The following is a 20,014-nucleotide window of genomic DNA, read 5'->3' as shown; positions in this document are numbered from 1 at the left end:
GGGTCGCGGTGCCATGATCGGGACCATGAATGCCCAGCAGACTGCCCAGCGCATCGCGCTCGACCTTCCGGACGGCCGGGTCCTCGACGTCCGGGTCTCCGGGCCGGAGGACGGCATCCCGTTCGTGTGGCACCACGGCACTCCGGGCTGCAACTACCAGCCCCCGGACAAGACCCGGGTGCTGGTCGAGCACGGCCTGCGCTACGTCTCCTACTCACGCGCCGGCGCCGCCGGGTCGAGTCGCAACCCGGGCCGCACGGTGGCGTCGATCGCGGAGGACGTCGCCGCCATCGCCGACCACCTCGGCGCGGACAAGATCCTCACCGGCGGCGGGTCCGGCGGCGGTCCGCATGCCCTGGCGACCGGCGCCGGGCTGCCCGACCGGGTGCTCGCCGTGCTCGCGGTCTGCTGCGTCAAGCCGTACGCCGGCCAGGACGACTTCCTCGAGGGCATGGGGGCCGACAACGTCGAGGAGTTCACCTTGGCCCTGCAAGGCGAGGATGCGCTGATGCCGTTCCTGCTGTCCCACCGCGAGGGCATCATCGCCGGCGACGCCGACAGCGTCCTCCGCACCCTGGACACGCTGCTCCCCGAGGTCGACCGTGCGGTGCTCACCGGTGAGGTCGGCGAGGACCTGATCCGCAACCTCCAGGGCGGCGTCGAGGAGGTGTACGGCTGGCTCGACGACGACCTGGCCTTCACCAGGCACTGGGGATTCGAGCTCGACGACCTCGCGGTGCCGACCTACCTCTGGCAGGGCACCGAGGACCTGATGGTGCCGTTCCACCACGGACAGTGGCTCGCCGAGCACCTTCCCGGCGTGGTGCCGCACCTCGAGCAGGGCGAGGGTCACCTCTCGATCGTGGTCGCGAAGTTCCCCGAGATGATCGAGGAGCTGGTCGCACACCTCCCCCGCTGAGCGAGTGGTGCCCGGCTCGACGGATCGTGGTCGCGAAGTTCCCCGAGATGATCGAGGAGTTGGTCGCACACCTCCCCCGCTGAGCGAGTGGTGCCCGGCTCGACGGATCGTGGTCGCGAAGTTCCCCGAGATGGTCGAGGAGCTGGTCGCCCACCTCCCCCGCTGAGCGAGTGGTGCCCGGCTCGACGGATCGTGGTCGCGAAGTTCCCCGAGATGGTCGAGGAGCTGGTCGCCCACCTCCCCCGCTGAGCGAGTGGTGCCCGGCTCGACGGATCGTGGTCGCGAAGTTCCCCGAGATGATCGAGGAGCCGGTCGCACACCTCCCCCGCTGAGCGAGTGGTGCCCGGCTCGACGGATCGTGGTCGCGAAGTTCCCCGAGATGATCGAGGAGCCGGTCGCACACCTCCCCCGCTGAGCGAGTGGTGCCCGGCTCGACGGATCGTGGTCGCGAAGTTCCCCGAGATGATCGAGGAGCTGGTCGCCCACCTCCCCCGCTGAGCGAGTGGTGCCCGGCTCGACGGATCGTGGTCGCGAAGTTCCCCGAGATGGTCGAGGAGCTGGTCGCCCACCTCCCCCGCTGAGCGAGTGGTGCCCGGCTCGACGGATCGTGGTCGCGAAGTTCCCCGAGATGGTCGAGGAGCTGGTCGCACACCTCCCCCGCTGAGCGAGTGGTGCCCGGCTCGACGGATCGTGGTCGCGAAGTTCCCCGAGATGGTCGAGGAGCTGGTCGCCCACCTCCCCCGCTGAGCCAGAAGCGGGGCTCGACGCAAACTGAAACACGTTCTAGTGTGTGCGTCCATGGAGCTGCTGCGGGACAAGGTCATCGTGCTGTCCGGGGTCGGACCGGGGCTGGGCCGCGCCCTCGGCGAGGAGGCCGCCCGGATGGGCGCCGACCTGGTCCTCGCCTCGCGGACCGAGAAGCGGCTGCGCAGGATGGCCGAGGTGGTCGAAGGCCACGGGCGCCGGGCCCTGGTCGTCCCCACCGACATCACCGACGAGGACGCGCGCCGGCATCTCCTCGACGCGGCGCTGGAGGAGTTCGGTCGCGTCGACTGCCTGGTCAACAACGCGTTCGGCATCCCGCCGATGGATCCGATCAGCACGCTCGGGCTCGACGCGCTGCGCACTGCGCAGGAGACCAACGTGTTCGCGCCGTTGCGGCTGTCCTCGATCTTCGCCGACGCCCTCGCCGAGGCGCGGGGGTCGATCATCATGGTCAACTCCTGCGTCATCTACAGCTCCCAGCCGGAGTACGCCGGCTACAAGCTGTCCAAGGGCACCCTGGCCCACCTGGCCTCCTCGCTGGCCACCGAGCTGGGTCCACGCGGGATCCGGGTGAACAGCGTGGCGCCGTCGTACATCTACGAGGACGTCAACAAGGCCTACTTCGACTGGTTGGCGCAGGAGGCCGGCACCACCCACGAGGAGATCTACCGGCAGAAGGCCGAGCCCACCGACCTGAAGCGGCTCGCCACACCCGACGAGGTGGCCCGGGCGACCCTGTTCCTCGCCTCCGACCTGGCCTCCGCGGTGACCGGTCAGATCCTCAACGTCGACTGCGGGGAGTTCCATGCGGGAGCGTGAGTCGGTCGGCAGCTACGACGAGATCGTCACCGCCGCCGTCCGGGCCACCGGGCTCTCCGACTTCGGCGGCGACCAGCACGAGGAGGGGCTGCGAGTCCTGCTCGAGGACTACCGCGGGGCCGCCGGCCTCACCCCCGCGGGCAACCACCGGGCGCGCGGCGGCCTGAAAGGGCTGCTGGTCGCGCGGTTGATGGCCGAGCAGGGCTTCGCAGCGAACCCGACCAGTGCTCAGGTGCCCGTCGAGCGGCCGGTCGTGGTCACCGGCCTGCCCCGGTCGGGTACGACGCTGCTGCAGCGACTGCTCACCGCCGACCCGGCACACCAGGGGCTGGAGCAGTGGCTCGCCGACCTGCCGCAGCCCCGGCCACCGCGGGAGCGCTGGGACGATGACCCGATCTTCACCGCGATGCAGACGGGCTACCACGCGTTCCACGAGGCCCATCCCGAGCTCGCCGGGCTGCACTACTCCGACGCGGCCAGCCACGAGGAGTGCTGGCGGCTGCTCCAGCAGGTCGGGACGTCGGCGGCGTTCGAGACCCAGGCGCTGGTGCCGGCGTACTCGGAGTGGCTGCAGGGGGCCGACTGGGCGCCGGCCTACCGGCGGCACCGCCGACTGCTGCAGCTGATCGGCCTCAACGACGCGGAGAAGCGCTGGATCCTGAAGAACCCGAGCCACTTGATGGCCCTGGACGCACTGCTCGACGTCTATCCCGATGCCGTGGTGGTGGTCACCCACCGTGACCCGGTGACCTGTGTGGCCTCGATGTGCTCGTTGGCCGAGGCATCGACCCGCGGCACCTCGACCGCATTCGTCGGCGACGCCATCGGTCGCACCCAGCTCGACCTCCTCGTCCGCGAGCACGAGGCCTACCTCAGGACGCGGAGCGAGCGACCCGGCGCGTTCGTCGACGTCGCCTACGCCGACCTCATGACCGACCCGGTCGGCACCGTGCAGGGGCTGTACGCCGCCGCAGGACTGCCGTGGGGCGACTCGGTCCGCGCCGCGATCGAGGCCGAGCTTGTCGCCTCCCGCTCGGGCGTCCGGGCGCCGCGACACTCCTACGCCCTGGCCGACTTCGGCCTCACCGACGGCCAGGTGCGCGAGCGGCTCAGCTGAGCTGGTCGCGGGTCCTGCCGCGGAGCGCCTTGATGCCCCAGGCGCCGAGGACGCCGCCGATCACCACGTTGACCACGATCAGGATCGAGTGCGCGACGTAGTAGCCGGTGGGGCGGTCCTCCGGCGTGTCGATCAGCGCCTTGGTGAACCGGGCATAGGTCAGCCAGTTCCAGACGCCCACGGCCAGCAGGAAGAGCGCGTGCTTGCGTTCGAGCTTCACACGAGGAGCCTACGAGGGGCCTGTTCGGCGACGCCGGGGCGGTCAGCGACGGCGTACGACGATGCGCGCGCCCCGGCGCGGGACGCTGGTGATGTTGCGGACCTTGGGTCGCTCGGCGGGCTCGCCGGCCGGCAGCGTGACGTCGTACGTGGTGAGCACCTCGCGCAGCACGGCCACCCCCTCCATCAGCGAGAAGCCGGCGCCGATGCAGCGTCGCACACCGCCGCCGAAGGGGATCCAGGTGTTCGGGTGCACCTCGCCCTCGAGGAACCGCTCGGGCCGGAAGGCGAGGTGGTCGGGGTGGCTCTCCTCGCTCTCGTGGGCGAGGATGATCGACGCGGCGACGTTGGCCCCGCGCGGGAGGTCGATGCCGGCCACGGTCGCCGGTGCCATCAGGTGGCGCACCACCATCGGGATCACCGGATGCAGCCGCATCGCCTCCTTGAGCACCGCCTCGAGGTGCTCGTCGTCGCCCTCGCTGGCGGCTTGCCGCGCCCGCTGGGCCACCGCCGCGTCCTTGCCGATCTCGTGCAGTGCCCACGACAGCGCCGTCGCGGTGGTCTCGTGGCCGGCGAGCAGCAGCGTCACCAGCTGGTCACGGAGCTCATCGTCGGCCAGGCCCTCGCCGGTGGTCTCGTCGCGCACCAGGAGCAGCCGGGAGAGCACGTCCGAGCGCTCGTCGAGGTCGGTACGAGTGCGGCGGTCGGTGATCTCGGCGTGGATCACCCGGTCGAGCTCGACCTGGTTCTCGATCGCCCGGCGCCACGGCCCAAGCTTCTGCAGCCGGGCGAAGTTGTAGCCGAGGAAGACGGCCGGGCTGACATTGACGGTGCGGTTGACCAACGGCCGCAGCTCACCGAGGCGGCGCTCGTCGGTCACCCCGAAGACCACCTGGAGGATCACCTCGAGGGTCAGCGCGTTCATCCGCTCCAGAGAGGCGAACGGCACCCCTTCACGCCAGCTCGCCACCTCCGCCTTGGCCAGCCCGGTCACCACCGAGCGGTAGCTGCGGATCGCGCTGGCGTTGAACGCGGGCATCAGCATCTTGCGGGCGCGCTTGTGCTGCGCACTGTCGACCAGGAGCAGGGAGTGCTCGCCCATCACCGGCCCCAGGATCGCGTTGCCCTTGCCTGCGTGGAAGACCTCCGGGTCGCCGGCGAAGATCTCCTTGACGTGCTCGGGACGGTGGAAGACCACCACGTAGCGGCGCTGTGGCAGCACCCGGATCGTGAAGGTGTCGCCGTACCTGCGGTGCATCCAGGGGATGAACGCGTGCCGGAACCGGAGCAGGCCGATGCTCTGCAGGATGGTGGGCCAGCCGGGCCCCGGCGGCAGCGTGCTGGGATCGACGGCCGCTCGCCGTTGGGTCGCGACGGGCAGCGCCATCCGCGCCATGCGTTCCTCGGTCGTGGTCATCGACCCTCCTCGGCTCATCCCCCGCGGCGTCCATACTACGAGTACGGCGGCCCTTGTTGAACCCCGTTCAGTTGAATTTCAGGAGGCGGTTGCCGTGCGGTCGGGGCTGTCGTCGCGGAGCAGGGGTCGCTAGAGCAGCTGCTCGCGGCGCGCGATCGCCGCCGCCTCGGTGCGACCCGAGGCGCCCAGCTTGGCGAGGATGTTCGAGACGTGCACGCTGACGGTCTTGGTCGAGATGAACAGTTGGCGCGCGACCTCGCCGTTCGTGCGGCCCTGCGCCACCAGGCCGAGGATCTCCCGCTCGCGCGGGGTCAGCTCTGCCGAGCGGTCGGCGCCGTTGGCGCGGCTCTCGAAGGAGGCGAGCTCGGTCAGCAGCGGACGCGCGCCGAGCCGGGACGCCGCCCGGCGGGCCTTCTCGGCGATCGCCCGGGCCTCGTCGGCGCGACCCGCGGCCCGGAGCACGACGGCGAGTCGGGCCTGCGCCCGAGCGATCTCGTGGACCTCGCCGAACGCCTCGAAGTGCGCGACGTTGGTCCGCCAGGCCTCGATGAGCGCCTCGACGTCGGTCTCGGTGCCGCACAGCCAACCGAGATGCTGGCGCTCGGCGGCGACCCGGGACAGCCAGGCCTGACCTTCGACGCCGAAGGGACGACCCCGCTCGTTGAGGGTGTCGATGACCAGGTCGGCGTCGGCAACCAGACGGTCGGCCTCCGCGAGCAGCACGGCACGGTCCGCGGACGGTGTCGCCGGGGTCGCCGCCACGAGGTGGCCGAGGGTCAGCGCGGCCATCCGGACCCGTGCCTGGAAGGCCGGCTCCCACATGCTGCTCATCACGTCCACGACGTCCTGGTAGGTCGCCATCGCGCCGACATGCCCGTCGCGGGCGCCGACCAGGTCGATGGCCGCCGCCCCACTCAGGATCGCGATCAACCCGTCTCGCCGCCACCGCTCGCGCACCGCGGGAAAGCGCAGCAGCGCGGCAGTGTCGCCCCGTCCGGCGGCGACGAGCAGCTCGACGCTGGTGAGCAGGGCGCGCAGCGTGGACGGCGGTGACTCCCCGGAGGCGTCGACGATGCGCAGCGCCTCGTCCCACTCGCCGGTCACCTGCGCCACCATGGCCGCTCGGAGCCGGGCGTCGAAGCCGTACGGCGACCACGGCCGGCCGTGCCGCGTGGCGAGCTCGGCCGCCTGGGTCCAGGCCTCCCGAGCGGCGTCGTGCTCGGCGTACTCGTAGTGCACGATGCCGAGTCGGAACAGCGCCACCAGCTGCCCCTCGAAGTCCCCGCGCCGCTGCGCCTCCGCGACCGACTCCTTGAGCTCGGCCCGTGCGGTGGCACCGAAGTCGTCGAAGGTGCTGAGCCGGGTCAGGATCAGCCGGACGTCGGCCGCGAGTGCGGGGAGCTGCAGCTTGCTGGCCATCTCCAGCGCCTCGTCGGCGGTGGCGCGGGCACTGGCGAAGTCGCTGACGATGATGTGGGCCCAGGCCCTGGCCGCGAGCAGCTTGGCCCTCAGACTGCTCGGCGCCTCGCCCACGAGCGCCAGGCCCTCGGTGGTCACCTCCATCAGGTCGACCTGCGACTCGGTGACCAGCGCAGCCTCGGCGATCGCGAGCAGCAACCGCGCCCGGCTGGTCGCGGATGCGTCGGCGGGGAGCTCGGCGAGTTGCTCGGAGACCATCCCGAGGGCCCGCAGCGGGTGGCCCGAGACAGCCATCGCCTCGCTCGTCTCGCTGACCAGCTCGGCGAGGTCCGGCGGGTCGTCCATCTCGCGGGCGGCACGGTCGTAGATCTCCAGCGCCGTCTGGAAGTGCCGGGCGGACTCGTCGGGACCGCCGGAGACCAGCGCCTTGCGACCCGCATCGATGCTCGCCAGCAGGGCCGTCGGGAGGTCGTGGGAGGCGTGCGCGTGCCGGGCGAGCGCCGCCGGGCTGGCGCCGCCGACCCGGTTGCGGATCGCGGCGGCGTAGGCCTTGTGGAGGCGGAGCCGCTCGCCGGGGAGCAGGTCGTCGTACACCGCCTCACCGAGCAGGGCGTGCCGGAACATGTAGGCCCGGTCGCCCGACCGGATCAGCACGTGCTGGTCGAGCGCCGACCGCAACGACGCGTCGAGGTCGGCCTCCGACAGGCTGGTCACCGCCGCCAGCAGGTCGTGCGGCACCCGCTGGCCGGCCACCGAGGCCTCACGCACCAGGGTCCGGGCCCGCTCGTCGAGGCGGTCGAGGCGGACCAGGAGCAGGTCGGCGAGGTCCTCGGGCAGCTGCCAGCCGCCGCTGAGGAAGGCACTGACCAGCTCCTCGACGTAGAACGGGTTGCCGTCGGCGCGGTGCACGATGCGCTCGACGTCGGTGGCGTACTCGGTCACCTCGGCACCGCCGATGATCGCGCCGATCATCCGGCGCACGTCGGGTCCGCCCAACGGGCCGAGCTGGATGCGCCTGAGGCCCGGCAGCCGCATCCACTCGGTGACGGTACGGCGCAGCGGGTGGCGACGGTGCAGGTCGTCGGAGCGGTAGGTGGCGATCAGCGCCACGGGTCCGCTGAACCCACGAGCCAGCAGGAAGCTCACCAGGTCGCGGGACGACGGGTCGGCCCAGTGCATGTCCTCGACGAGCACCGCGACGGGCCCCCGACCGGCGAGGTCCTCCAGGCAGGCGTGCATCGAGGCGAAGATCTCGGCCCGGTCGAGGCCGTCGCTGGGGGTGTCGGAGCCGCGCTGGGTGCGGCTCAGCTGGGCCAGCGCGGGGTGGGCGGCGGCCAGCTCGGCGGCCAGCGCCGGCTCCACCTGGTCGAGACGTCGCAGCATCTCGGTGAAGGGCAGGTAGGGCATCGCGGTGTCACCGAAGTCGAGGCAGTGGCCGAGCAGCACCCGCCAGCCGTCGCGGTCGAGCCGGTCGACGAACTCCCCGAGCAGCCTGGTCTTGCCGACCCCGGCGTCCCCGGAGACCACCAGTGCGGCCGATCGGGGCACAGCTCCGCCGACCAGCTCGCGCATCTCGGCAAGCTCGCGGTCGCGCCCGAAGAGCCCGACGGTCCTGCTCCGCTCGGCCCACACGTCGCCCATCATGCCAAGGGCCACCGACAGGTCCGCGTCGGGCGCGGAGAGCGGAGCAGTCGTGCTCAACAGGCCGGCCCGCTCGTCGGCCGCACCCGTCGCCAGCCGCGGCGCACCAGCGTCTCCGACCTGCCCTCCGCCCGGGCCCAGCTGCTCAGCCGGCTCCCCGGACGACCTTGGCCCTGCTCCATCCGGTAATTGATCTCGGAGCGGAGGACCTGCTCACTGTTCATGCTCATGCTCATCGCCGAACTCCTCGAATCGTCGTTGACTCGAGGTTCGCCCCCTGAGGTAGGGCGGGCCATCGGACGCTTGACCTAGCTTCGTCCCGGCCCTACCTCAGATGGGCACCACCGGCTGCAGACGGCTTCTCAGACCTGCTCCGCTGCAGTGCGTTCCTGCAGCGCCGCGGCGTACTCGTCGTTCTCCTCGCGGATGCGCGAGAGGAAGCTCTTCGTCCGCTCGTGCTGGGGGTTGTTGATCACCTCACGCGGATCGCCCTGCTCCACCACGACCCCACCGTCCATGAACACGACCTTGTCGGCGACGTCGCGGGCGAACCCCATCTCGTGGGTGACCACGATCATCGTCATCCCCGCCTGGGCCAGTTCGCGCATCACGCTGAGCACCTCCCCGACGAGCTCCGGGTCGAGCGCGGAGGTGGGCTCGTCGAAGAGCATCAGCTTCGGGTCCATGGCGAGGGCCCGCGCGATCGCCACGCGTTGCTGCTGGCCGCCGGAGAGCTGCGCCGGATAGTGCTCGCACCGGTCACTCAGGCCGACGCGCGCGAGGAGCTCGAGACCACGGCTGCGGGCCGCGTCCCTGGCGACGCCCTTGACCCTGACCGGCGCCTCCATCACATTCTCCAGGGCAGTCATGTGGGGGAAGAGGTTGAAGCGCTGGAATACCATCCCGATCTCGCGACGCTGCGCCGCGAGCGCCTTGTCCGTCAACCGGTGCAGCCGACCGCCCTTCTCCTGGTAGCCCGCGAGGTCCCCGTCAACCCAGATCCGGCCGGCATCGATGTCCTCGAGCTGGTTGATGCACCGCAGGAAGGTCGTCTTGCCCGATCCCGACGGGCCGACGAGGCAGACCACCTCGCCGGCCTCGACGTCGAAGTCGATGCCCTTGAGCACCTCATTGCCGTGGAAGGCCTTGTGCACGTTGACCGCGTGCACCAGCGGCATCTCGTTCATCTCGACATCCCTCCACTGAGGCCGAGCATCTTCGCTCGAAAGCCCTGCGTCCCGCCCGGGGGTCGACCGCCGAACCCCCGGCCGAAGTACCGCTCCACGTGCATCTGCACGTACATCAGGATGCTGCAGATGATGAGGTACCAGATCACTGCGGCGACCGCCGTACCCCATGCCTGAAACGTCCGGGCCCCGATCTGGCTGAGTTGGAAGAAGAGCTCGCTGTTGACCGGGATCGCGGTCATCAGCACGGTGTCCTTGAGCATCGCGATGGTCTCGTTGCCGGTCGGCGGCACGATCACCCGCATCGCCTGCGGCAGTACGACGCGGCGCATCGCCAGCCCGTTGGACATGCCCAGCGCACACGCCGCCTCGCGCTGGCCGTCATCGACCGACAGGATGCCCGCGCGCGCGATCTCGGCCATGTAGGCCGCCTCGGAGAGGATCAGCCCGATGATGCCGCCCACCAGCCCGGAGAAGAGATGGTTGGCATCGAGGTTGAGGAAGGTCAGCTTCCCGCTGAAGCCCAACGCGTGCATGATGTCCGGCCCGAAGGGCACGCCCAGGCTCAGCCCGCCCTTGTTGTCGGGCCATAGGGCGCCGATCGCGCCCATCATGAACAGCAGCACGTACCGGGGGATCGCGCGGAAGAACCAGATGTAGCCCCAGGCGAGGATCGAGAGAACCTTGTTCTCCGATAGCCGCATGACCGCGAGGATCACTCCGAGGATCACGGACCCGACCATCGCGCAGACGGTGCCCAGGAGCGTGCCCAGCAGCAGGCCTCGGATGACCGGGCTCTGGATCATCGCCTGGCCGATGAAGCTCCAGTCGAAGGCGGGGTTCCCGACCACGATGCCGAGGACCTTCGCGAGGAGCACCAGGAGGACCGCGACAGCCACCCAGCGCCACGGGTGCCGGACCGGGACGGCGTCGATGGCCCCCGGCCGCTCCGGCTGGCCCCCGGGGGATGCCCCGGGAGCCAGCCGCGTGTCGGTGTCGGACATCAGCTCGTCGCGGGCGGGTTGACCACGAAGTCGCTGATCGCGCCCTGCTCGACGCCCCAGCTCTTGAGGATCTTCTCGTACTCACCGTTGGACTGGAGGACCTTCAACGCGGCCACGATCGCCTTGCCGAAGTCCGTCTCGCTCTTCGGCAGCACGTAGCCGTAGGGCGCGGAGGCGAAGATGCTCCCGACGGCTTCGAGCTTGCCCTTCGACTGCTTGACCGCGTAGGCGATCACCGGCGAGTCGGCCAGCATGGCGTCGTCCTTGCCGGACACCACCGCTGCGGTGGCCTGGTTCTGCTGGTCGTAGGAGTCGACGTGGGTGGGCTTCCCGGCCTTCTGGCAGGCCTTCACCAACGGCGGCAGCTGGTCGAGCGACTGGGTGGTGCTCGACTGCACCGCGACCCTGATCCCGCAGGGCTTGGTGGGGTCGATCTTCTTCGGGTTGCCCGAGGCCACCGCCCACAGCGTGCCGGCGGAGAAGTAGCTGACCATCGTCGCCGACTTCTCGCGGTCGGCGTCGATCGAGAAGCTCGACACTCCGATGTCGAACTTGCCACTGTTGACACCGGAGATGATCGAGCCGAACTTGGCGTTCTGGTAGGTCGCCTTCAGGCCCAGGGTCTTGGCCACCGCGTTGAACAGGTCGACGTCGAAGCCCTCGACGGTGGTGCCGTCGCCGGCCAGGAACTCGCTGGGCGCGTAGCTGGCGTCCGACCCGACGACCAACGTGCCCTTGTCCTTGATCGCCTTCGGCACCATCGCCGCAGCAGCCTTGTTCACACTGCTGGTGACCGTCGACTTGTGCTGGCCGGTGTCATTGAGCGAGCTCGAGCCACATCCGCTGAGCATGAGCGCGGCCGTCAGGGCGACGACGGCCGCAATGGTTCCACGACGCATGTTTATCCTCTTTCTCCAGTGGTCTCCGGAATCCTGCCACCGGGGAACGGCGCAGCACACCGGTCATTCGTCCCCCAAATCGAGTGGCGCGGGCGCCAGGTGCGTCTCCGACACCAATGGCACCCCCGGCCGGTACGCAAGGTGAACGTACGACGGTGCGTCCAGCACTGCGAAGTCGGCGCGCGCACCGACCGTGAGCCGGCCGACGTCGTGGCGGCGAAGCGCCGCGGCACCGCCTGCCGTGGCCGACCACAGCGCCTCCGCCGGGGTCATCCGCATGTCGCGCACCGCGACGGCGATGCAGAACGGCATCGAGCTGGTGTAGCACGACCCAGGGTTGCAGTCGGTGGCGAGCGCGACGGTGACGCCGGCCGCCAGGAACCGACGCGCGTCGGGGTACGGCGACCGGGTGCTGAACTCGACCCCCGGCAGCAGGGTCGCCACGACCCCGGCGTCGGCGAGGTTCGCCAGGTCCTCGTCGGTCGCGAAGGTGCAGTGGTCGGCGCTCGCCGCCGCGACCTCGCAGGCGACGCCGATCCCGGGGCCCGGACCCAGCTGGTTGGCGTGCACCCGGGGCTGCAGGCCGTGGGCGACTCCGGCACGTAGCACGGCCAGGGCCTGGTCCGCGTCGAAGGCACCGGCCTCGCAGAACACGTCGACCCACTTCGCGTACGGCGCGGCCCGGTCGAGCATCGGTCCGGTCACCAGGTCGACGTACTCCTCCGCCGTGGTGCCCTCCGGCACGACGTGTGCACCGAGGTAGGTCGTCTCCGGCGTGAGCTCCCGGGCGATGGCGAGGCTCCGGGCCTCGTCCAGCACGGTCAGCCCGTAGCCGCTCTTGACCTCCACTGTCGTGGTGCCCTGCCGACGCATCTCGGCGACATGGCGGGCCAGGTTCGCCCCGAGCTGCTCGTCGCTGGCCGCGCGGGTGGCGGCGACGGTGGTGCGGATCCCGCCTGCGGCGTACGGCTGGCCGCTCATCCGAGCGGCGAACTCGCCGGACCGGTCGCCCGCGAAGACCAGGTGGGAGTGCGAGTCGACGAAGCCGGGGACGACGGCGCGGCCACCGAGGTCGCGGGCCAGGTCGGCGGCCGGCGCCTGGGTGCGGGGCCCCGCCCAGACCACGCGACCGCCCGCGACCACCAGGGCGGCGTTGGTGAGCACGCCGAGCGCGGTGCCGTCGACGGACGGGTCGTTGGTGACGAGCTCGCCGATGCCGGTCCACAGCTCCGCGGCACCGGCGTCAACCATGGAGCACCTCCGTGACGTCGGCGGCGGTCGCGGCGAAGACCGCCGTCTCGGCGGACGCCCCGGCACCACGGGTGCGCCAGGTGTCCAGGTCCACGACGACGAGCTCGGCACGCTGCCCTGGTGCGATCCGCCCGGCGTCGGCGAAGCCGAGTGACTCGTGACCGACCGCGGTCCCGGCCTCGAGAAGCTCGGCGGCCGACCAGTGTCCACGCTGCTGGGTCGCCAGCCGCTCGTGCATCTCCACGGCGCGCAGCTCCTCGAAGGGGTCGATCACGGCGTGGCTGTCGGACCCGAGCGTCAGCCGGGCACCCGCCGCGGCCAACGCGCGGGAGGGCCCGATCCCGTCGGCGAGGTCGCGCTCGGTGGTGGGACAGAAGCAGGCGAAGCAGCCCGCCTGACCGAGCAGGTCGATGTCCGTGGACGTCAGATGGGTGGCGTGCACGACGCTGGTCATCGGACCCAGCACGCCCTCCTCGGCCAGCAGCTGGGTAGGGGTCAGCCCGTGCGCGTCGAGGCAGTCGTCGTTCTCGGCGACCTGCTCGGACAGGTGGACATGCAGCGGCCGGCCGGCCGCCCACGCGGCCACCGTCGCGAGCTGCTCTCGAGGCACCGCCCGCACCGAGTGGATCGCGGCGCCGACCCGGTCGTCGCCGAACGCCTCGACCCGCTCGGCCCACCGGGTCGCGTCGCCGTCACTGAACCGGCGCTGCACCCCCTCGGGGGCCCGGGCCGCACCATCCCGCTCCAGCCCGGCCGCGACGTAGCAGGTGTCCAGCAGGCGGATGCGCAGACCTGCGTCGTCGGCGGCGGCGAGCAGGGCCCGGCCCATCTCGTTGGGGTCGTCGTACGGACGTCCGTCGGGCTGGTGGTGCAGGTAGTGGAACTCCCCCACCGCGGTGATGCCCGCGGCGGCCATCTCGGCGTACACCTGCCGCGCGAGCGCGAAGTAGCTGTCCGGGGTGAGGTCCTCGGCCAGCTGGTACATCTGCTCGCGCCAGGTCCAGAAGCTGCCGCGCTCCGCCTGGGTGTGCCCGCGCAGCGCCCGGTGGAACGCGTGCGAGTGGCAGTTCGCCATCCCCGGCAGCACCAGCCCCCCGATCCGCCGAGTGGTCCCATCCGGCGCGCCGAGTGGTCCCATCCGGTGCACCGAGTGGTCGATCCCGGTGATCGTGCCGCCCTCCACCACGACCAGGACGTCGTCCTGCACGACGCCGTCGACCAGCGCGTGCTCCAGGAGGTACGACGAGCGGCCGCTCACCGAGCCAGCTCCGCCAGGACGTCGGCCAGGGCTGTCACCCCGGCCAGGCAGTCGGCCATCTCCGCGTGCTCGGCCGGCGAGTGCGACACCCCGGTCGGGTTCCGGACGAAGAGCATCGCGGTGGGGATGCCGGCGGCGGAGAGCACACCGGCGTCGTGACCGGCCATCGTCGGGATCACCGGCGCACCGTCAAGCACTCCGCTGATCCGCGCCGCCAGGTCACGATCGAACCGGACCGCGGCCGACACCGACTCCGGGGTCATCTCCAAGGTCGTCCCGTCGCGGCCGGCGCGCTCGGTGCCGAGCCGTTCGACCTCACCGACCAGGGCGGCCAAGGCCTCCTCGGACTCGCCGCGGGCGTCCATCCATCCGGTCACCTGCGAGGGCACGGCGTTGGTGCCGTTCGGAATGACATCGACCCGACCGAAGGTGGCTCGCTGGCCGCCGAGCCGCGCCTGCTTGTTGGCCGCGAGCGCCGTCATCGCGTAGCTGAGCATCGGGTCGCGACGATCCTCCATCCGCGTGGTGCCCGCGTGGTTGGCCTCGCCGCGGAAGTCGAAGCGGTAGCGCCCGTGCGGCCAGATCTCGCTGGCCACACCGACCGCCCGGTCACGGTCGACCAGGTCGCGCCCCTGCTCGACGTGCAGCTCGACGAAAGTCCCGACGTCCTGCAGCAACGGGCTCGGCCCCAGGTCAGGTTCCAGACCGGCGGCGGCCATCGCGTCGAGGAGCGCCACGCCGTCGCGGTCATGCAGCGAGGCGGCCTGCTGGGGGCCGATCGAGCCGGTGGCCAGCCGCGAGCCGAGGCAGGCGATCCCGAAGCGCGACCCCTCCTCCTCGCAGAACACCCCGACGCCGATCGGCCGCCCCGGGGTGACGCCGCGGTCCCGGAGCTCGTCGATGGCGGCCAGCGCGGAGACGACGCCGAGCGGCCCGTCGTATGCGCCGCCGTCGATGACGCTGTCCAGGTGCGACCCGGTGAGCACCCCACCGGGTCCGTCGCCCCACCACGCGATCGCGTTGCCGTTGCCGTCCATGCGCAGCCGCAGGTCCCGGGCACGGCACTGCTCGGTGAACCACGTCATCGCCTCGCGCTCGGCGGCCGCGAAGGGCTGTCGGTGGTAGCCACCCGAGATGCCGGAGCGGCCGACCGGGGACAGGTCGCGCCACATCGCCTCGAAGCTCACCCGGTCAGTCCAGCGGGGCCGCCGACCGACGTCAACGCACTACGCCGGGCCCGACGTCTCACATCCGAGACGCCGGGGCCGCAGAGGCGATGCCGCCGGTGCTGGCATGCTCGCCCCATGGAGTTCGCAGAGGTGGTCCGTCGACGCCACATGGTCCGTCGCTACGCCCCCGACCCGGTGGACCCGGACGTCCTCGACCGAATGCTGGCCCACGCCGTGCGTGCCCCGAGCGCCGGCTTCAGCCAGGGCTGGGCGTTCCTGCGCCTAGAGACCCCCGCCGACGTCCACCGGTTCTGGACGGCGACGACGCTTGACCCCGACGCCAGCAACGACTGGCTCGACGGGATGCGTACGGCGCCGGCGCTGATCGTGCCGATGTCGAACAAGGACGTGTATCTCGACCGCTACAGCGAGCGGGACAAGGGCTGGACGGACCGCGACGAGTCCCGCTGGCCGGTGCCGTTCTGGCACATGGACGCCGCAATGGCCTCGCTGCTGATCCTGCTCACCGCCGTCGACGAGGGCCTGGGTGCCTGCTTCTTCGGCGTGCCGCCGGAGTCCGTGCAGCCGTTCCGTCGCGAGTTCGGCGTTCCTGCGGACTGGATGCCGGTCGGTGCGATCACCGTCGGCCACCCGGAGCCCGGTGGCGTGCCCGGCTCCCCGGTCCGCCGTGCCCGCGCGCCGCTGTCCGAGATCGTGCACCACGGCCAGTGGTCGTGACGGAGGCCTGATGGCAGATCCCGAGATCCTGGACACCTGGAAAACGCTCGACCTGGCCCTCCGGGTCGGGGAGCTGCTGCTGTCCTCGGGCGCGGGCGCCGCCGACGTGGGCGCCCAGATGTCCAACGTGGCCCACGCGTGCGGGCTGCGCCGGGTGTCGACCGACGTCACCTTCACCAGCCTGTCGATCAGCTACCAGCCCGGCCTCGAGGAGCCGGCGATCATGCAGGGCCGCCAGGTCCGGCACCGGGAGATCGACTACGGCGACCTCACCCTGGTCGACCACCTCGTCCGCGACCTCATCGAGGGCCGGGTCGACCGGGACGAGGCCCGGGCCCGGGTCGCCCGGATCACCTCGACCGGGCACGGCATGCCGCGCTGGGCGGTCACCCTGGGCTGGGGTGTGATGGGCGGCGGGGTCGGCCTGATGCTGGGCGGCGACCCGATCCTCGTCGTCGTCGCGTTCGTCGCGGCAGCCGGGATCGACTCGATCCAGCGCAAGCTCGGCGCCGGACGGCTGCCCACCTTCTACCTCCAGGTGGCCGGCGGGCTCTTCGCGACGCTGCTCTCCGTCGGGGTCGCCGCCCTGGGCATCAACGTCAACCCGAGCCACGTCGTCACGGCCAGCATCATCATGCTGCTGGCGGGGGTCAGCTTCATGGGCGCCGTCCAGGACGCCCTGACCGGCTTCCCGCTCACCGCCGCTGCCCGGCTCCTGGAGGCGATGCTGTCGACGGCCGGCATCATCGCCGGCGTCACCGGCGGCTTCACCGTGGCCAAGCTCGCGGGGGTCTCGCTGGGCCATCTGCACCCCGGTGCGTCCGCGTTCTCCGACGTACCCCTGCTCACGGTGGGCGGGGTGGTGACCGCGTCCGCGTTCGCCTTCGCCTCCTACGCCCCGATCCGCTCGCTGCTCCCGATCGGCCTGGTCGGCGGGCTCGCCACCGGCGTCTACGGCGCGCTCTACGAGCACGGCTTCGACATCGCCTGGTCATCGGGATGGGCGGCGGTGCTGGTCGGCCTGGTCAGCTTCGGGGTGGCCGCGCGCTTCAGGGTGCCCGCCCTGGCCGTCGTGGTCTCCGCGATCGTTCCGCTGCTCCCCGGCCTGTCGATCTACCGCGGGCTCGCGCTGCTCGCCGAGGGCAGCACCCCCGCCGGCGGTCTGGTCTCGCTGATCAACGCCGCAGCGGTCGCGATCGCGTTGGCCGCGGGCGTGATCCTCGGTGAGTACGTCGCGCAGCCGGTCGGCCGGGAGGCCCGCCGGCTGGAGCAGCGCCTGGCCGGCCCGCGACTGGTCGGGCCGCTCACCGCCCGCAGCCTGCGCCGGAGGAAGTGAGCGACACGGTCAGGCGGCGTCGAGCTCGTCGACGATCTCCTGGGCCTCGACCTGCGATCCCGCCGCCGGGGGCGAGCCCCACATCCGCCGCCCGTTGGGCTCGTGCAGGAACACCAGCGAGACGATGCCGATCACGCCCGCGATGATGAGGTAGTACGCCGGCCAGTCGAGGTCCCCGGTCGCCCCGACCAGGGCGCCCACCACCACCGACGTGGTACCCGCGAACAGCGAGACCGAGATGTTGAAGGAGATCGACAGCCCGCCGGACCGGACCTCCGTGGGAAACAGCGTCGGCAGCGTGGAGGGCATCGTGGCCGAGAAGCAAATCAGCAGCAGGCCCATCACCAGCAGTCCGCCGAAGATGCCCACCTCGGTCTGGGCCCGGATCAACAGGATCATGGGGAAGGCCAGGACCACCAGGCCGATCGCGCCGACCCAGGCGATCGGCTTGCGGCCCACCCGGTCGGACAGCAGGCCGATGAGCGGGATCAGCAGCAGGGCGACCACCATCACCACGATCTGGATCACCTGCGAGGTCGTGCTCGAGACACCGCCGCCCTGGGCCGACGGGAGGGTGTCGGTGACGTAGGTCGGCATATAGGAGGTGAGCATGTAGTTGGTGACGTTCCAGACCAGCACCAGGCCCATGCAGACCAGCAGGAACCGCCACAGCCCGAGGATCTCGCGGAACTCGCCCCCGGTGCTGCGCTCGCGCTCGGCCGACTCCTCCTCGAGGCGCTCGAAGGCGGGGGTGTCCGCGAGCCGCATCCGCAGGTACACGCCCACGATGCCGAGCGGCAGCGCGACGAAGAACGGGATCCGCCATCCCCAGGTCAGCAGCTGATGCGTGCTCAGCACGCCGTCGGCGACCGTCACCACGATCGCGCCCATGAGATAGCCGGTGAAGGTGCCGAACTCGAGCCAGCTCCCCAGGAAGCCGCGGCGGCGGTCGGGGGCGTACTCGGCGATGAAGGTCATCGCGTTGCCGTACTCCCCGCCGGTGGAGAAGCCCTGCACCAAGCGCGCGACCAGCAGCAGCAGCGGCGCCCAGACCCCGATGCTGTCGTGACTCGGGATGCAGCCGATGGCGAAGGTGCCCAGCGCCATCAGGATCATGGTCGTGGCGAGAACGGTGTTCCGGCCGATCCGGTCGGCCAGCGGGCCGAAGAACATGCCGCCGAAGGGCCGCACCAGGAACGCCACCGCGAAGAGCCCGAACGTCGCGACCGTGCCCGCGGTGTCCCCGAGGCCGGTGAAGAAGACCTTCTTGATGGTCGGCTCGAAGTAGGCGTAGACCCCGAAGTCGTACCACTCGGTGATGTTGCCGATGGCGGCCGCGCCGATCGCGCGCCGGATCACCGGCGGCTCGGTCACGACGACGTCGTCGACCTGCCAGTCCTCGGGTTCCTCCGGGGGCATCAGGACGGTCACGGGAGCGTGCGGCCTCCTTGGGTCGACTCCCTTGTCCCGTTCCCCGTGCCGCCCCGGCCTACACCTCGCGGGTCAGCGCTGAGCCCGCAGGTCCACGATCCGCCGCATCTTCCCCGAGGAGCGCTCCACTCCCGCAAGGTCGACCACGTCGACGCCCACCGTGACGCCGATGGTGCTCTTCACCAGATGCGTGAGCTCGACGGCGGCGAGCTCGACCTCGGCCTCCGTCGCCCCCTTCCGGCGCTCGACCTTCACGGTGAGGCTGTCGAGCCGGCCGCTGCGCTCGAGGACGCACTGGAAGTGGGGTGTGAGTGCCGGCACCTGCAGGATCAGCTCCTCGATCTGGGTCGGGAAGAGGTTCACCCCGCGCAGGATGATCATGTCGTCGGTGCGCCCGGTGACCTTCTCCATCCGGCGCATCGTGCGGGCGGTCCCGGGCAGCAGCCGTGTGAGGTCGCGGGTGCGGTAGCGCACCACCGGCATCGCCTGCTTGGTCAGCGAGGTGAACACGAGCTCGCCCGTCTCGCCGTCGGGCAGCACCTTCTCCGTGATGGGGTCGATCACCTCCGGGTAGAAGTGGTCCTCCCAGACGTGCAGCCCGTCCTTGGTCTCCACGCACTCGTTGGCGACGCCCGGGCCCATCACCTCCGAGAGCCCGTAGATGTCCACGGCGTGGATGTCGAGTCGAGTCTCTATCTCGCGCCGCATCTCATTGGTCCACGGCTCCGCACCGAAGATGCCCACCCTCAGTGAGGTCGAGCGGGGGTCGACGCCCTGGCGCTCCATCTCGTCGACGATCGAGAGCATGTACGACGGCGTCACCATGATCACCTGCGGTTCGAAGTCCACGATCAGTCGGACTTGGCGCTCGGTCATCCCACCACCCACCGGGATCACCGTGCAGCCGAGCTCCTCCGCGCCGTAGTGAGCGCCGAGGCCGCCGGTGAACAGGCCGTAGCCGTAGGCCACGTGCACCTTGTCCCCAGGTCGGCCGCCGGAGGCACGGATGCTCCGCGCCATCACCCGGCTCCAGGTGCGGATGTCCTCGCGGGTGTAGCCGACGACCGTCGGCCGACCGGTCGTGCCTGATGAGGCGTGCACCCTCGCCACCCGGTCCTGCGGGACCGCGAACATCCCGAACGGGTAGTTGGCGCGCAGGTCGGCCTTGGTGGTGAACGGGAATCGGGCGAGGTCAGCGAGCTCGTCGAGGTCGTCCGGATGGACACCGGCGTCCTCGAAGGCACGGCGGTAGTGCGGCACGTTGTCGTAGGCGTGTCGCAGGCTCCACCGAAGCCGGTCGAGCTGGAGGGCGCGCAGCTCGTCGACGCTCGCTGTCTCGATGGGCTCCAGGTCACCCGGGCGGGGGGTCCGGTCCTCCATGCAGGCTCCTCCTCGCCGAGTCTGACGGTCGGCGCGGGCGGGCCC

17 protein-coding genes are annotated in these 20,014 nt (G+C 71.1%); 5 read left to right on the top strand and 12 right to left on the bottom strand.

Translation table 11 applies throughout. The features are described 5' to 3' along the window. The first annotated feature begins 25 nt into the window (after positions 1–25). The 3 genes from Q9R13_RS15040 (at position 26) to Q9R13_RS15030 (ending at position 3,620) form a co-directional block, all read left to right on the top strand. Positions 26–919: an alpha/beta fold hydrolase gene (locus Q9R13_RS15040; protein ID WP_310961985.1), complete on the top strand. Its 894-nt coding sequence runs from the start codon at positions 26–28 to the stop codon at positions 917–919. Between the two features lie 798 nt (positions 920–1,717). Then, positions 1,718–2,503 carry an SDR family oxidoreductase gene (locus Q9R13_RS15035; protein ID WP_310961984.1) on the top strand — a complete coding sequence of 262 codons (786 nt, stop codon included), beginning with the start codon at positions 1,718–1,720 and terminating at the stop codon, positions 2,501–2,503. Next, positions 2,490–3,620 (top strand): sulfotransferase family protein, encoded by a 1,131-nt coding sequence (locus Q9R13_RS15030; protein WP_310961983.1) that lies wholly within the window; start codon positions 2,490–2,492, stop codon positions 3,618–3,620. The genes Q9R13_RS15035 and Q9R13_RS15030 overlap by 14 nt, the downstream gene beginning before the upstream one ends. Here the strand turns inward: Q9R13_RS15030 and Q9R13_RS15025 are convergent. The 10 genes from Q9R13_RS15025 to Q9R13_RS14980 form a co-directional block, all read right to left on the bottom strand. Beyond that, positions 3,613–3,840 (bottom strand): SCO4848 family membrane protein, encoded by a 228-nt coding sequence (locus Q9R13_RS15025; protein WP_310961982.1) that lies wholly within the window; start codon positions 3,838–3,840, stop codon positions 3,613–3,615. The genes Q9R13_RS15030 and Q9R13_RS15025 overlap by 8 nt on opposite strands. 42 nt (positions 3,841–3,882) lie before the next feature. Then, positions 3,883–5,256 (bottom strand): cytochrome P450, encoded by a 1,374-nt coding sequence (locus tag Q9R13_RS15020; protein WP_310961981.1) that lies wholly within the window; start codon positions 5,254–5,256, stop codon positions 3,883–3,885. Positions 5,257–5,385: 129 nt separating this feature from the next. Beyond that, positions 5,386–8,376 (bottom strand): helix-turn-helix transcriptional regulator, encoded by a 2,991-nt coding sequence (locus Q9R13_RS15015; protein ID WP_310961980.1) that lies wholly within the window; start codon positions 8,374–8,376, stop codon positions 5,386–5,388. Next, entirely contained in the window at positions 8,373–8,552 is a 180-nt protein-coding gene (locus tag Q9R13_RS15010) for a hypothetical protein (protein WP_310961979.1), read from the bottom strand. Before Q9R13_RS15010 ends, Q9R13_RS15015 begins: the two co-directional genes overlap by 4 nt. A 126-nt stretch (positions 8,553–8,678) precedes the next feature. Continuing rightward, positions 8,679–9,503, bottom strand: a complete 825-nt coding sequence (locus Q9R13_RS15005; protein ID WP_310961978.1) for an amino acid ABC transporter ATP-binding protein — start codon at positions 9,501–9,503, stop codon at positions 8,679–8,681. After that, the gene (locus tag Q9R13_RS15000; protein WP_310961977.1) at positions 9,500–10,507 is read right to left on the bottom strand and encodes an amino acid ABC transporter permease; all 1,008 of its coding nucleotides are present in this window, start codon (positions 10,505–10,507) and stop codon (positions 9,500–9,502) included. The genes Q9R13_RS15005 and Q9R13_RS15000 overlap by 4 nt, the downstream gene beginning before the upstream one ends. Continuing rightward, complete coding sequence (locus Q9R13_RS14995; protein ID WP_310961976.1) at positions 10,507–11,406, bottom strand: ABC transporter substrate-binding protein; 900 nt, start codon at positions 11,404–11,406, stop codon at positions 10,507–10,509. The genes Q9R13_RS15000 and Q9R13_RS14995 overlap by 1 nt, the downstream gene beginning before the upstream one ends. A 63-nt stretch (positions 11,407–11,469) precedes the next feature. Then, positions 11,470–12,657, bottom strand: a complete 1,188-nt coding sequence (gene hutI, locus Q9R13_RS14990) for an imidazolonepropionase (RefSeq protein ID WP_310961975.1) — start codon at positions 12,655–12,657, stop codon at positions 11,470–11,472. Beyond that, positions 12,650–13,915 (bottom strand): formimidoylglutamate deiminase, encoded by a 1,266-nt coding sequence (locus Q9R13_RS14985; RefSeq protein ID WP_310961974.1) that lies wholly within the window; start codon positions 13,913–13,915, stop codon positions 12,650–12,652. Before Q9R13_RS14985 ends, hutI begins: the two co-directional genes overlap by 8 nt. Continuing rightward, on the bottom strand, positions 13,912–15,102 hold the full coding sequence (locus Q9R13_RS14980; protein ID WP_310961973.1) for an allantoate amidohydrolase: 1,191 nt from the start codon (positions 15,100–15,102) through the stop codon (positions 13,912–13,914). The genes Q9R13_RS14985 and Q9R13_RS14980 overlap by 4 nt, the downstream gene beginning before the upstream one ends. A 117-nt stretch (positions 15,103–15,219) precedes the next feature. Between Q9R13_RS14980 and Q9R13_RS14975 the strand changes: the two genes are divergently transcribed. Both Q9R13_RS14975 and Q9R13_RS14970 read left to right on the top strand, forming a co-directional pair. Further along, positions 15,220–15,822, top strand: coding sequence for a nitroreductase family protein (locus Q9R13_RS14975; RefSeq protein WP_310961972.1), 603 nt, complete (start codon positions 15,220–15,222; stop codon positions 15,820–15,822). A gap of 10 nt (positions 15,823–15,832) precedes the next feature. Continuing rightward, on the top strand, positions 15,833–17,158 hold the full coding sequence (locus Q9R13_RS14970; RefSeq protein ID WP_310961971.1) for a threonine/serine exporter family protein: 1,326 nt from the start codon (positions 15,833–15,835) through the stop codon (positions 17,156–17,158). A 9-nt stretch (positions 17,159–17,167) separates the two neighbouring features. On the opposite strand, the gene Q9R13_RS14965 is transcribed toward Q9R13_RS14970, so the two are convergent. After that, a complete protein-coding gene (locus Q9R13_RS14965) occupies positions 17,168–18,589 on the bottom strand; it encodes an MFS transporter (protein WP_310961970.1) in 1,422 nt (473 codons plus the stop codon). A gap of 72 nt (positions 18,590–18,661) precedes the next feature. Next, on the bottom strand, positions 18,662–19,969 hold the full coding sequence (paaK, locus tag Q9R13_RS14960; RefSeq protein ID WP_310961969.1) for a phenylacetate--CoA ligase PaaK: 1,308 nt from the start codon (positions 19,967–19,969) through the stop codon (positions 18,662–18,664). Positions 19,970–20,014 lie beyond the last annotated feature (45 nt).

The organism is Nocardioides marmorisolisilvae (assembly GCF_031656915.1).
GTDB classification, from domain to species: Bacteria; Actinomycetota; Actinomycetes; order Propionibacteriales; family Nocardioidaceae; genus Marmoricola; species Marmoricola terrisoli.
The sequence above is the reverse complement of the archived record's forward strand: the minus strand, read 5'-3'. Positions and strand labels throughout refer to the sequence as shown.